A 12,845-nucleotide genomic window follows, 5' to 3' on the forward strand; every position below is an offset into this window, starting at 1 on the left:
CCGTCTGACAACAGGAGACGGACGTGCAACAGGCAGCAGCTAAGCCATTGACAAAACGTGGAATTCTGACCGGTAGCGACATGGGTCTTGCTGCCGGTATCGTCATTATTCTGACAGTGCTTTTCCTGCCTGTTCCTGCGGTTGTTCTGGATATCGGCCTCGCTTTCTCAATTGCGTTCTCCGTCCTTATCCTCATGGTTTCGCTCTGGATTCAACGTCCGCTTGATTTCTCGGCCTTCCCGACGGTGCTGCTGATTGCGACCATGATGCGTCTGTCGCTCAATATTGCGACGACGCGCGTGATCCTGACCCATGGTAATGAGGGCTATTTAGCTGCAGGCCATGTTATTCATGGCTTTTCGCAGTTTGTGATGGGCGGTGATTTTGTCATCGGTCTTGTGGTTTTCACAATCCTCATCATCGTCAACTTCCTCGTCATCACCAAGGGTGCGACGCGTATCGCGGAAGTGGGTGCCCGCTTCACGCTCGATGCTATTCCCGGTAAACAGATGGCGATTGACGCCGATCTTTCGTCGGGTCTGATCGACGAAAAGCAGGCACAGCATCGCCGTCGTGAACTGGAAGAGGAAAGCTCGTTCTTCGGTTCGATGGACGGCGCGTCCAAGTTCGTGCGCGGTGATGCGATTGCCGGTTTGATCATTACCGCCGTCAATATTTTCGGCGGGATTATCATTGGCGTTACCCGCCATGGTATGGATATTTCGGAAGCTGCAGACGTCTTCACCAAGCTCTCGGTTGGTGACGGTCTGGTTACGCAGATTCCTGCGCTGATCGTTTCGCTCGCAGCGGGTCTTCTGGTGTCCAAAGGCGGGACCCGCGGTTCCGCTGATCAGGCGATCTTTGGTCAGCTCGGCGCTTACCCCAAGGCGCTTTTGATTGCTGCCTTCCTTCTGTTTGTTCTGGGTATCATGCCCGGCCTTCCGGCTTTCCCGTTCTTCCTGCTTGGTGGTGCAATGGCATTTGTCGGTATTGCCGTGCCACGCCGTCAGGCGCGTCAGCGCGAGGCGGAAGAGGCAGAAGCACAGTCGAAGCAGCGTGATGCAGAAGAGCAGGAACGCAACTCGGTCAAGGCTTCGCTGGAAACCACGCAGATCGAACTTTGCCTGGGCAAGCAGCTTTCCGCACGTCTCATCGCTTCGCAGCAGGAGCTGGCGCACCGCGTCGCCAAGATGCGCAAGAAGTTTGCTCAGGAATATGGTTTCGTCATTCCAGAGATCAAAGTTACTGACGATATTTCGCTGCCGCCAAAGAGCTATCGCATCAAAATTCACGGTACCGCGGTTGCGAGCCATGAATTGCGGGTTGGTGAAATTCTCGTGGTGCTGGGCGAGCGTCCATTGCCATCCATTCCGGGTGAAGAAGTACGGGAACCAGCTTTCGGTATGCGTGCTTATTCCGTGCCGGAGACTTTTGCTTCAGATCTTCGCCGCGACGGCTATATGACTGTCGACAACTTGTCGGTTCTGCTCACCCATCTTAGCGAAATCGTGCGCAACAATCTGGCGCAGCTTCTCTCCTACAAGGATATGCGTATTCTGCTGGACCGCCTTGGTCCGGAATATCGCAAGCTTCTGGAAGATATTTGCCCGGCCAATATTTCCTATTCGGGGCTGCAGGCAGTCTTGAAGCTGCTGCTTGCGGAGCGCGTCTCGATCCGTAATCTGCATCTTATTCTCGAATCCATCGCCGAAATTGCGCCTCTGGTCCGCCGACCTGAGATGATCGTCGAGCATGTTCGGATGCGGATGGCGCAGCAGATATGCGGCGATCTTTCAGACAATGGTGTTCTTAACGTGCTTCGTCTTGGCAATCGTTGGGACCTCGTGTTCCACCAGAGCCTCAAGCGCGACAATAAGGGCGAAATCGTCGAATTTGATATCGACCCGCGCCAGCTTGAGCAGTTCGGCACAGAAGCAACCACAGCGATCCGCAAACATTTCGATAGCGGCGAGCGTTTTGTCCTCGTTTCTTCGCCGGAAGCGCGCCCTTACATTCGCATGATTATCGAGCGGCTGTTTGCAACGCTTCCCGTGCTGTCGCATGTGGAGATTGCGCGTGGTGTCGAAGTGAAATCGCTCGGCGCGATTTCCTGACGGGGGAGTGAACCCGTTGCCCATCACGCAACTGCCGATCAATGAACTTGTCTTCGCGGCCATGCTTGCATTCTGCCGCGTTGGCGCATGTTTGATGCTGATGCCCGGCATTTCAAGCGGACGCATTCCCTTGCAGGTACGATTGTTTATCGCGCTGGCCTGTTCTTTTGCGGTCTTGCCTTTGGTGATCCAGAATATTGCTCCAAGCTTAGATGGCAGCCATCCGCTGGCGATGTTTCGCCTGATGCTCAGCGAAATGTTCATCGGAGGGGTGATCGGAATTCTGTCGCATATCTATTTCTGGGCATTGCAGTTCATGGCCAACATGATGGCAATGGCTGTTGGCTATTCGGGTACCCCGGCAGACGCGATTACAGAAGCAGAACCACAGGCAACGCTTGCGACCATTGTTACTTTCAGTGCGCTATTCCTGTTTTTCGTCACGGATATGCATCTTGAAATTCTACGAGCGCTGCTGAGCTCCTATACGGCTATCCCTGTTGAGGGGCATTTCAGGCCTGATGCTGCGATGATCGACATCAGCGATGCACTTTCTGCAGCATTTCTGGCGACGTTACGCATCGCAGCACCCTTTATCGTGTTTGCGATTCTGGTCAATTTCGCCATCGGTCTTATCAATAAGTTGACGCCGACGATCCCGATCTACTTTGTATCGATGCCCTTCGTGCTGGGCGGCGGTCTTCTGGTTGTTTACTTCATCCTGCCCGAATTGCTGCGTTTTTTCACCAGCGAAGCTGCGACGCAGTTGCGCGATTTGTTCTGAGGATTGCATGGCTCAAATCAATGCCCGTAATCTGAAAAAGCTCATCACCTTGCAGAAGCTCGGCGCTGCACGGCTGGAAGCCTCGCTGGCTGCAACCAGCAACCGCAAGACTGTTCTGGATGAAGAACGTGACGCGCTGATCGCCATGCAGGATCGCCGTTATGACGGCGATGCCTTTACTGTCGATCCATCTCTGCTCATCAAACGCCTGGGGGCGAATGCGCTCGCAACTGAACAGATTGAGCAGCAGCTCGAATCAGAACGCAGCGGCCTTTTGAAAGAACAACGTCGGGTAGAACTTTTGGAAGATCGGCTCGAAACTGTTCGCAATGATGCCGAAAGACGAGAGCTTGCAAGCCTGATTGAAGAGTTTGTTAGCCGGAAAACCACCGCCTCGTAGGGCTATAAGTCGCGATCACAATCGAAAAATAGTAAATAAAATCAGTTAATTGCAATAAATCTGGTGAGTTTGCACCGGCCGCGTTGACCAAGGCTTTGTCATAAAATTGAAACTGATTCGTACCGCAAGCTTCAGTCAAGTTTGACAGATTAATGTGCAATCAAGAGATGAAGAAGGACAAGTTGTATGGCGATTAATCCGCCGTCAGATCTGGTTATGGACGTGGCGCGTGCGGCTGATCCGCAGGCGTATCGCCTTGCGGCAGAGCGTCTGAAATCCATATCGGCAAGCACTGGTCCGGTGGGCGCTGATACGGATACGGGATCAAACTTCGTCAGTTTTTCTGAAAGCCTGGCTTCAGGCGTTCGGTTCAATCCGCAAGGGGCGAACACGGTCAATCCGGCTTATCGGAAGTTTGAAGCTTTCATGCTGCAATCTTTCGTTCAGTCGATGTTTACCAGCGATACGACAGCTACCTTCGGCAAGGGCATCGCAGGCGAATATTGGAAATCGATGATGGCCGAAGCGATGGCGAACAAGATGGCTGATACCGGCGGAGTTGGTATCGCCAAAATGCTTGAAGCGCAGGCAGCGCAAAAGGTGCGCGCGGAAAACTCGTCAACCTTGGCCTTAGGAGGCGTGATCGACGATCTGGGACAGGGAATGAACACAGACGCAGTTTCAAAAGATATCGTTCACGGATTTGAACGGCAGCTCATTCAGAAACAATTGGGAAACAATGAAAGTGGAGATCGCGCTCGTAGCTGATGCTGAACATCAAGCACAGAATCGGGCGGTCAGGACAGCAAACCCTTCCAGAGCCGGACTGGCGAATAAAACCGCGACCTGCTGATACCTACAGCGGCTCCAGTCAAGAATGGATCGTTGGAACCGCTGTAACTGTTTGTTTTTACGCATTATCCGACGCAAAGCCGCTTCGTACTTTTGCTGGAAATGCTATATAATTGAGGAACCCGAAAATGACTGACACAAGCTCCGAAATCAGCCTGCTGCCGCAAGTGGCGGAAGCAGCACTGGAGGCAGACCCGGTTCAGGAACTGGAACAGCAGCCTGTACTATCGCCGGTCGTGCGTGCAATTCAGCGTCTTGAGGACGTCATTGATACTGAAACTCGTCTTCTGCTTGAAGGCGGTCATCCGGATCTTGCTGAGATTAATTCACGCAAGAGCCGTGGCCTGTACGACTTCAACAAGGCAATCAAAAAGGCTGCAAGCCTTGCTGAACCAGCGACGATGAAGGGATTACAGCCATTGCTCGACAGCCTCAAGCAGAAGCTTGAGAAGAATTGCGAAGCGCTGCAGTTGCATCTGCGCGCTGTTGGCGAGCTGGCCGATCTTATTCGCGGTGCGCTTGAAACGCAGGATGCCGACGGCACTTACAGCATGCAGAGCGCGAGGCTCGGTCACGCAAGATGATCCGCACAATCGTAATCGGTCTCTGGATCTGTGCAGTCGCTTTGGGCTCGCTGTTTTTCGCCGTTCGCCAGAATGATGGCTCATCTGGTGAGGTGAAAGCGGAGGCAGGAGGATTCGGCGGGCTCGATTACGTCAAAACGGATGTGATGAGCGTTCCGATCATCTCCAATGGTAGCGTTGCGGGCTATGTCGTGACGCAGCTGGTTTATACGATCGATTCGAATATCCGGAAAAAGATCACGGTTCCGCTCGAATATTTCATCAGTGACGAGATTTTCCGTAAGTTCTACGGCAGCTATTCGGATACGAAAGAAGTCGAGAAAGTAAAGTTCGAGGATGTTCGCGCATCGGTGATCACCGATTTGAATGCACGTTTTCCAGAGCCGGTCATCAAGGACCTGCTCGTCGAGCAGTTCAATTATATTTCCGCTGAAGAAATCCGTGCCATGAATATGCGTGGCGGTGCTGTATCACCGGATACAGCGGGCAAGCAGGCGTCGGCCGAACACTAACTCACAGCATTTCCTGCAAAAGTGCGGAGCGCCTCCGCAGGGAAATCAGTTCGCTGGACCGATTTCTTTTCCTGCTGCGATGCGTTGGATAATGCAATAAAAATAAAGAGTTAGAGAGAATAGTACTTTCCTGCCAGCTGGCTTAGGCGTTCGTCATCCAACGGGGGCAGGGAAGGGTCTACAGTAAACTGGACGCCGACTTCACGTTTTTCACGCCAGACAATCTGCGCCAGAAGTGCGCGCGCATAATGATCGTCAAATAGCCAGAAGCGTTCGGGAAGACTGGGAACTTCGGTGATTCTCAACCGTGCGCCGTGTGGAGCAATATCGCTGAACTGGCATTCGATAATGAACCGACCATCAAGATCGATAACCTTGCCTGATCGCAGCCGCGTACGCTGTCGCTCCTCCTTACGTCGCTCCTGAGACGGCTTGTTGCGTACCATAAATTTCTGCCTGCTGTTCCCCTCGAAGGGAAAATATAGCAGGCATCGCTTTAGTAAGCGTTACCTAAGTTCAATGCTCACCGCATTTTTCACAGCGACCACGCAGTTCCAGCGTGGTTTTGCGTGACTTGAACCCGCTTTGGAGGCTCCAGGCGCTAACGAGATTTTCGATGGCCGGATCTGAAAACTCTGTCACCTGACCGCATTGCTCGCAAATCGCAAAAGCAATCAATCCGTGCTGGTGGCATTGCGGATGAGCACAGGCAACAAAAGCGTTGAGGCTTTCAAGGCGATGCACCATGCCAAATTCGAGCAGCTTTTCGAGCGCCCGATAGACCTGCAGCGGCGCACGGAAACCGTCGTCACGGAGCTGGTCGAGGATTGTATAGGCGCTGAGAGGACCATCCGCCTTGGACAGCACGTTGAAAACGAGCGTCTGATTGCGGGTCAGATCATGCGATGCATGGTTATGATGGTGGTGATGATTGCTCATTGGCCAGCGGTCCGTTTCAGTGATGCCTCCCCTTTATGTAGGGGCAAGAGGCTGAAAATGAAAATAGCAAGTGCGGCAACCACGATTGATGGGCCGGATGGCGTGTCGAACTGGACAGAGCCATATAGCCCGCCAATGACGCCGAGCGCACCAATCACAGATGCGAGAATGGCCATTCTCTCCGGTGTGGAGGAAAAGCGCCGTGCGGTCGCTGCGGGAATGATCAGAAGCGATGTAATCAGCAGAATGCCGACAATCTTCATCGCAATGGCAATCACAATCGCCAGAAGCAGCATGAAGACGATCCGCGAGACGGCAGGGTTCATTCCTTCTGCACGCGCAATGTCCTCGCTGACGGTTGCGGCCAGCAAAGGGCGCCAGAGCCATGCAATGACACCCAGAACGAGAATGCCGCCGCCATAGATGAAGGCAATGTCGATCCGCGAAACTGCAAGCAAATCGCCGAAAAGGAACGAGAGCAGATCGATACGCACCCAGGTCATGAAAGCCACGATCACCAGACCAAGCGACAAGGTCGCATGGGACAGAATGCCGAGCAGGGAATCTGCCGATAACGTATGGCGTCGCTGCAAAAGCAGAAGAATTGCCGAAATCATGACGGAAACGGCAAAAACCCCGATCATCAAATTGATGTCGAAGATAAGAGCAAGTGCTACACCCAGCAGTGCTGAATGGGCCATCGTGTCGCCAAAATAGGCCATGCGGCGCCACACAATGAAACAGCCAAGCGGACCCGTGGTCAGCGCCAGACCGACACCGGCAATAAGGGCGCGGGTGAAAAAGTCATCAAGCATGTGGCTTCTCCCCGTGATGCCCGTGATTGTTGTGGCCTTCGTGCCCGTTCCCACCGTGATCATGTTCATGATGATCGTGATGATGGCCGTCATCGGCATGACAATGATCGGTTACAGAACCATCGGCATGAAGTACGCGGCCATCGGGCAGGTGGGTATGATCGTGGTGATGTTCATAGACAGCAAGCGGAGCGACCGCTCGGCTGCCGAAAAGTCGCGTATATTCGGGGCTTGAGGTCACATCGCGCGGTGTTCCACTGCAGCAGACATGACCGTTCAGGCAGATTACGCGATCTGTTGCTGCCATCACCAGATGCAGATCGTGTGAAATCAGCAGGACACCGCAACCGGTATCATCGCGCAGTTTTGCAATCAGCTCGTAAAGTGCGGCTTCACCGGAAAAATCGACGCCCTGTACCGGCTCATCCAATACCATAATGTCGGGTTTGCGTGCTAAAGCGCGCGCCATGAGGGCGCGCTGAAACTCGCCACCGGAAAGATTGGCAATCTCGGCTTTAAGGAGATGCGAAATGCCGACCGCCTGAAGGGCATCCGCAATTTCACTTTTGCCGAGGGGGCCAGTCAGTGTCATTAAACGCTCTACCGAGAGCGGCATGGTACGATCAATATTGATCTTCTGCGGCACATAGCCGATGCGAAGGCCGCTTTTATGGGTGATCGCGCCCTCATCGGGTTTCAAAACGCGCAGAGCCATTTTGGCAGTGGTGCTTTTTCCCGCGCCGTTCGGTCCAATCAGCGTAACGATCTCGCCGCGATGGACGGTAAGATCAACATTGCGCACAAGCCATCGCCCGTCGCGATAAACGCCGGCGCCTTTCAGCTCGATCAATGGTTCCCGCTCTGAATGCGCGGGGAGGGCGGTCTTATGGGCCATTCTAATTTGAGCTTTCGCTGCCTTTAACGATGCTTTTGGTAAAATGAATCGTGCGTTCTAAAATTCTTGTCTCAAGAATTAGGGAGAGTATGCCGATTCGGGTCTGTTTGCCTTGGCCGTCTCTCGGCTGTGCACATTTCTCCAAAAAGAGGTTGTATCTCCTTATTGCAGACGTTATAGCATAACGCAAATGACGTAATAAAATAACATATCACTCATCTATGTTGTTCCCCTCGGCGAATTCTTCAAGAGAGACCCATGAAACATCTCCGCTCCCTGCTTATGGCATCTGCATTTATGGCGGTTTTCGGCACAGCGGCATCAGCCGCCGAGCGCGAAGGCGTCGTTGTTTCCATCAAGCCGCTGCATTCGCTTGTCGCAGCAGTTATGCAGGGTGTGGGTGAGCCGAAGCTCATTGTTCAGGGCGCAGGCTCTGAGCATTCCTATAGTCTGAAGCCATCGGATGCCGAAGCCATTGAACATGCCAAGGTGATTTTCTGGGCCGGACCTTCGATGGAAACCTTCCTCGACAAACCTTTCGACACATTGGGCGAGGGTGCCAAGGTTGTTGCACTTGGCGAAGCCGAAGGGCTGACGAAACTCAAATTCCGCGAAGGTGGCCCGTTTGAGGCGCACGATCATGGCGGCGAGGAAGGAGAGCACGCGCATAATAATGAGCATGAGGGCCACAAGCACGAAGCTCATGACCATGCGCATGAAAAGAAGCATGACGACCATAATCACGCCGATGAAGCATCAGAAAAAGCCGATGAGCACCACCATCATGGCGAGTTTGATCTTCACTTCTGGCTTGATCCACAGAACGGCAAGGTTCTTGTCGGTGATATCGCCAAGGTTCTGAGCGAAAACGATCCTGAACATGCCGCGCAATATGAAAAGAATGCTGCTGACTATGCTGACAAGCTCGATGCGCTGACCAAAGATATCAACAGCGAACTCCAGCCGATAAAAGACAAGCCGTTCATTGTCTTCCATGACGCATATCAGTATTTCGAGAATCGCTTTGGCGTGAAGGCTGCAGGCTCGATCACAGTGAGCCCTGAAAAGGCGCCGGGTGCTGGACGCATCAAGGATATTCACGAAAAGATCAAATCACTGGGCGCTGTTTGCGTGTTCTCCGAGCCGCAGTTTGAGCCAAAGCTGGTCAATACGGTTATCGATGGAACGGATGCCAAAACCGGCACGCTTGATCCGCTTGGCGCGGAATTGAAGGACGGCCCGGATCTCTATCCGCAGCTCATTCGCAATCTGGCCGATTCCCTCAAGAATTGTTTGTCGAAGTAGCACTGGTCGCACCCTTGTTCTCGTGGATTGAATTTGACGTTTGATAGCCCGCCGACACTGATGCTGTTTCAAACGTCAAATTCTAAAAATCCACGAGGTTACAATGTTGCTAGTGGTCTTTAAATTCCGACATTTGCTCAACATCGGTATTTGGCGCTTACAAATGTCGGAATTAGACCACTAGGCTGCCCCACCCAGAAGCGACCTGTTGTGGTGCCGGGCTGTCTGTATGGGCGGTCCGGCATCTTCGATAGGCGATGAATGCTTTGTAAAGCCGGGCATTCAAGAACAGGTCGGGATTCTGCAATGTATTGCCGCGACACAAATTCCTGCTCACGCGGGATCATCCGTCGAGTATTTTTCTTATAGGATCTCTCAAAAGGTGGCTTTGCCGCCTCTTTTTAGCCAAACGAATGTAATGATATAACATAAATAGCCAGCAACGCTGCTACTGCAGCGTATCTCACAACCGCCAGCAAAGGAGTTGCCATGAAAAGGCTTCCCGTCACTGTACTCTCCGGCTTTCTCGGTGCAGGCAAGACCACCCTTCTCAATCATGTTCTCAACAATCGCGAGAACCGCCGTGTTGCGGTGATCGTCAATGACATGAGTGAAATCAATATCGATGCGGCCCTTGTGCGCGAGGGTGGGGCCGACCTATCCCGAACCGAGGAACAGCTCGTTGAAATGACCAATGGCTGCATCTGCTGCACTTTGCGGGATGATCTTTTGAAAGAAGTAGCCCAGCTCGCGGCTCAAGATCGTTTCGATTATCTGCTGATCGAATCGACGGGCATATCGGAGCCTCTGCCGGTGGCAGCAACCTTTGAGTTTCGAGATGAAAAGGGCGAAAGCCTGTCCGATCTGGCGCGCCTCGACACGATGGTCACGGTAGTTGATGCAGCCAACCTGCTGAAAGACTATTCTTCAAATGATTTTCTGCGCGACCGCGGTGAATCGCTGGGCGATGAGGATGAGCGCACGCTGGTCGACCTGCTGGTCGAACAGATCGAGTTTGCAGATATCGTGATACTCAACAAGATTTCGACAGCGAGCGCGGAGGAGCGAGACCTTGCGCGCAAGGTGATCCGGTCGCTCAATCCCGATGCCCAAATTGAAGAAGTGGACTTCGGTCAGGTCGGGCTTGATGCGATCCTCAATACAAGACGTTTCGATTTCAATCGCGCCCATGAGCATCCTCTTTGGTATAAGGAGCTTCACGGCTTCAACGATCATGTGCCTGAAACAGAAGAATATGGCGTGCACTCTTTCGTCTATCGTGCTCGTCGTCCCTTCGATCCAGCCCGCTTCCAGGCCTTTATCGATAAGAGCTGGCCGGGTGTTGTCCGCGCCAAGGGTTTTTTCTGGCTGGCGACAAGGCCTGATTATGTAGGAGAACTCAGTCAGGCCGGTGCGCTGGTCCGTACCAACAAACGCGGTCGCTGGTGGTCTGCAGTTCCGCGCAGCTATTGGCCGGCTGAACCGGAATGGCATCGCGCAATGCAACCCTATCTCGATGCAGAATGGGGTGACCGTCGGCAGGAGATCGTCTTTATCGGCGTCGATCCAATGAACAGGGCCGCAATTACCGCCGAGCTTGATGACTGTCTGGTGCCGGAAGAAGTGTTCAAACCGGAAAGCTGGCTACGCCTGAGTGATCCGTTTCCGAGCTGGTCGGTCGCAGCGTAAAAAACTACTCAGCCGACAGCGCGGCGATTTCGGAAGCCCTGCTGTCGGCAAGCGTGCGATGGTCGAGCACATTGGCGATTGCTTCCCGCACGTCGAGCATCATGTGCCGCACTTCACATTCGGTCTCGTCGCAGTCATCGCAAGGCTGGTAGTCGGTCTTGCTGGCGCAGGCGATGGGGGCGAGCGCACCGTCCAATGCCCGGATAATATTGCCAATGTGAATTTCACTGGCGGGACGTGCCAGACAAAAGCCGCCGCCCTTGCCTTTGCGACTCAGCACAAAGCCCGCATTGCGCAGTTCGATGAAGATATTATCGAGAAACTTGCGCGGGATGTGATGCCTTTCGGCAATCTCACTTGCGGAAACTAGCTGCCCATTAGACACACCGGCAAGATGCACCATGGCTTTCAGGCCGTATTTGCCTTTTTTGGTTAGCATAGCATCCCTGCTGCAATGTCCTTCGGACGATCCAATCCCAATGCGTATTCCCAAAAGAATTAGGGAGGAAAGCACCCTGCGGCAAGTTACTTTCGCGTCGCAGTCGCTTGATCTCTGTAGTTTTGTAAGGCCAGAGCCAGAGCGCCTTGCAAACTGTCGCCCTTTGCCGGGGTGTAAAACTCTTTATAGGGTAGCAAATCGAGCGCAGCATAAGATGCCGCCAAACCGCCGGTTATACTGAAACGCCCCAGTGCTTTGATATCTAAGGCGCGCAGGTTCCGCTCGATCATGATGCAGGCATCTGAAACAAGTTTCATGCCAAGAGGGTCGCCCTTTGCTGCAAACTCAAACACCATGGGGGCGAAGGCTGCATAATCAGCGGCAGTTGCCGTGCGGGAGAACTGCGTGATCCGCTTTGCTTCGTCACCAAACTTGCCGAGAGTTTTTCTGGTCAATTCCGTTCCGTCGTTGATCCCATCTGAAACCAGCAATGTCTGCTCCAGAAGATCACGGCCAAGACGGGCTCCGCCTGCATGATCGCTGAGCATAAAGCCGCGCCCGCCAATAACATCGACCGTGTCGCCGGTTCTTTTTACAAATGCCGAGCCGGTTCCGAGAATCGCAATGGCACCGTCGCCATTTCCAAGTGCGCCCTGCAGCGCTGTTACCGTATCAGAAACGATCCTGCTTCTGCCGAACGGCAGTTGCTTATGAGCGGCGGCATGGTCGGTAAGTGAGTTCGCACCGGCAAGGCCAAGTACGGCAACGCTCGTTATATATATAGAAGGAGGCAAGTCGGCCTGAAGACGCGCCTGCTCGGCTGCTTCCTTTATATGCAGGATGGCATTTGCCGTATCCGCTCCTATATTAGCAGGACCGGACATTCCCGTGCCGAGAATGGCTCCGTTTCCATCGGCCAGCACTAAACGGCATCCGCTGCCGCCGCCGTCGATTCCGAAGTAGTAATGCATTGGCTTGTCATTTCATTGTCGTAAAAATGGGAATCAGCCCGCCGCGACGGTTGAAATTCAGTTAAAAGCCACCATATCCCCTGTGGAAAGAAACTTTGTATTTTTTTATGAATGAACGTTGACAGATTTGTTGAGTGGGGTCTATATGGCGCTCACCGAGGGCGGCGATCGTCGCAAGCGACAGAATGGTTCGTCCTTGGAGTTGAGTTAAGCGATTAAGATTTCGGTTTTGATTGTTTGGTTTGGCGGCGTTGGCGAGGTGAAAGCTTTGTTGATGTATTGAGGAAGGAACGGTTGATAAGGCTGTGAATTTCTTGAAAAAAATGGGTTGACACGGTTTGCACTGTGGATTAGATACCCGGCACCGCAGCGACGGAGCGAGACGAGATTGAGAGTTTGGGCCGAAAGGTTCTGATGACTGAGATTGGGTCGCGGAGTTAAGCGGGTGAGTTTTCGACGGTTTTGAGACTGTCTGTTCTTTGACAATTTTATACAGAAGAAAGAGAAACGTGGGCGGCATTGTCTGCTGATGGTTCGGGTAACCGG

At 53.1% G+C, this 12,845-nt stretch carries 14 protein-coding genes and 1 pseudogene; 8 read left to right on the forward strand and 7 right to left on the reverse strand.

From position 1 onward, the window contains the following. The first annotated feature begins 23 nt into the window (after positions 1-23). The 6 genes from flhA to ABWV94_RS10240 all read left to right on the forward strand — a co-directional run bounded on the left by flhA (position 24) and on the right by ABWV94_RS10240 (position 5,246). A complete protein-coding gene (flhA, locus tag ABWV94_RS10215) occupies positions 24-2,114 on the forward strand; it encodes a flagellar biosynthesis protein FlhA (protein ID WP_007877012.1) in 2,091 nt (696 codons plus the stop codon). A 16-nt stretch (positions 2,115-2,130) separates the two neighbouring features. Beyond that, positions 2,131-2,898 carry a flagellar biosynthetic protein FliR gene (gene fliR / locus ABWV94_RS10220; RefSeq protein ID WP_353413508.1) on the forward strand — a complete coding sequence of 256 codons (768 nt, stop codon included), beginning with the start codon at positions 2,131-2,133 and terminating at the stop codon, positions 2,896-2,898. A gap of 7 nt (positions 2,899-2,905) precedes the next feature. Next, positions 2,906-3,298 (forward strand): hypothetical protein, encoded by a 393-nt coding sequence (locus tag ABWV94_RS10225; protein ID WP_079213161.1) that lies wholly within the window; start codon positions 2,906-2,908, stop codon positions 3,296-3,298. A gap of 186 nt (positions 3,299-3,484) precedes the next feature. Then, positions 3,485-4,066, forward strand: a complete 582-nt coding sequence (locus tag ABWV94_RS10230) for a rod-binding protein (protein WP_312470024.1) — start codon at positions 3,485-3,487, stop codon at positions 4,064-4,066. A gap of 212 nt (positions 4,067-4,278) precedes the next feature. Next, positions 4,279-4,734: a flagellar protein FlgN gene (locus ABWV94_RS10235; protein WP_079213160.1), complete on the forward strand. Its 456-nt coding sequence runs from the start codon at positions 4,279-4,281 to the stop codon at positions 4,732-4,734. Next, complete coding sequence (locus ABWV94_RS10240; RefSeq protein WP_064321447.1) at positions 4,731-5,246, forward strand: hypothetical protein; 516 nt, start codon at positions 4,731-4,733, stop codon at positions 5,244-5,246. Before ABWV94_RS10235 ends, ABWV94_RS10240 begins: the two co-directional genes overlap by 4 nt. Positions 5,247-5,356: 110 nt before the next feature. Here ABWV94_RS10240 and ABWV94_RS10245 read toward each other — a convergent pair whose 3' ends face one another. The 4 genes from ABWV94_RS10245 to ABWV94_RS10260 form a co-directional block, all read right to left on the reverse strand. After that, positions 5,357-5,692: a PilZ domain-containing protein gene (locus ABWV94_RS10245; RefSeq protein ID WP_079213157.1), complete on the reverse strand. Its 336-nt coding sequence runs from the start codon at positions 5,690-5,692 to the stop codon at positions 5,357-5,359. A gap of 70 nt (positions 5,693-5,762) precedes the next feature. Beyond that, entirely contained in the window at positions 5,763-6,185 is a 423-nt protein-coding gene (locus ABWV94_RS10250) for a Fur family transcriptional regulator (protein ID WP_007877005.1), read from the reverse strand. After that, positions 6,182-7,063: a zinc ABC transporter permease subunit ZnuB gene (gene znuB, locus ABWV94_RS10255; RefSeq protein ID WP_502905166.1), complete on the reverse strand. Its 882-nt coding sequence runs from the start codon at positions 7,061-7,063 to the stop codon at positions 6,182-6,184. The genes ABWV94_RS10250 and znuB overlap by 4 nt, the downstream gene beginning before the upstream one ends. Continuing rightward, positions 6,993-7,895: an ATP-binding cassette domain-containing protein gene (locus ABWV94_RS10260; protein ID WP_353413511.1), complete on the reverse strand. Its 903-nt coding sequence runs from the start codon at positions 7,893-7,895 to the stop codon at positions 6,993-6,995. Before ABWV94_RS10260 ends, znuB begins: the two co-directional genes overlap by 71 nt. A gap of 258 nt (positions 7,896-8,153) precedes the next feature. Between ABWV94_RS10260 and znuA the strand changes: the two genes are divergently transcribed. Beyond that, on the forward strand, positions 8,154-9,200 hold the full coding sequence (gene znuA, locus ABWV94_RS10265) for a zinc ABC transporter substrate-binding protein ZnuA (protein ID WP_353413513.1): 1,047 nt from the start codon (positions 8,154-8,156) through the stop codon (positions 9,198-9,200). 489 nt (positions 9,201-9,689) lie between these two features. After that, positions 9,690-10,889 (forward strand): zinc metallochaperone GTPase ZigA, encoded by a 1,200-nt coding sequence (gene zigA, locus ABWV94_RS10270; protein ID WP_353413515.1) that lies wholly within the window; start codon positions 9,690-9,692, stop codon positions 10,887-10,889. A 4-nt stretch (positions 10,890-10,893) separates the two neighbouring features. On the opposite strand, the gene ABWV94_RS10275 is transcribed toward zigA, so the two are convergent. The 3 genes and pseudogenes from ABWV94_RS10275 to ABWV94_RS10285 all read right to left on the reverse strand — a co-directional run. Then, a complete protein-coding gene (locus tag ABWV94_RS10275) occupies positions 10,894-11,328 on the reverse strand; it encodes an RrF2 family transcriptional regulator (protein WP_007876995.1) in 435 nt (144 codons plus the stop codon). Between the two features lie 86 nt (positions 11,329-11,414). Beyond that, the gene (locus ABWV94_RS10280; protein WP_353413517.1) at positions 11,415-12,299 is read right to left on the reverse strand and encodes a glucosamine kinase nucleotide-binding domain-containing protein; all 885 of its coding nucleotides are present in this window, start codon (positions 12,297-12,299) and stop codon (positions 11,415-11,417) included. A gap of 61 nt (positions 12,300-12,360) precedes the next feature. Further along, positions 12,361-12,845, reverse strand: a pseudogene (locus ABWV94_RS10285) (hypothetical protein); the annotation flags it as partial.

The sequence above is a fragment of the Brucella sp. NBRC 12953 genome, assembly GCF_040369775.1.
Lineage (GTDB): Bacteria > Pseudomonadota > Alphaproteobacteria > Rhizobiales > Rhizobiaceae > Brucella > Brucella pseudogrignonensis.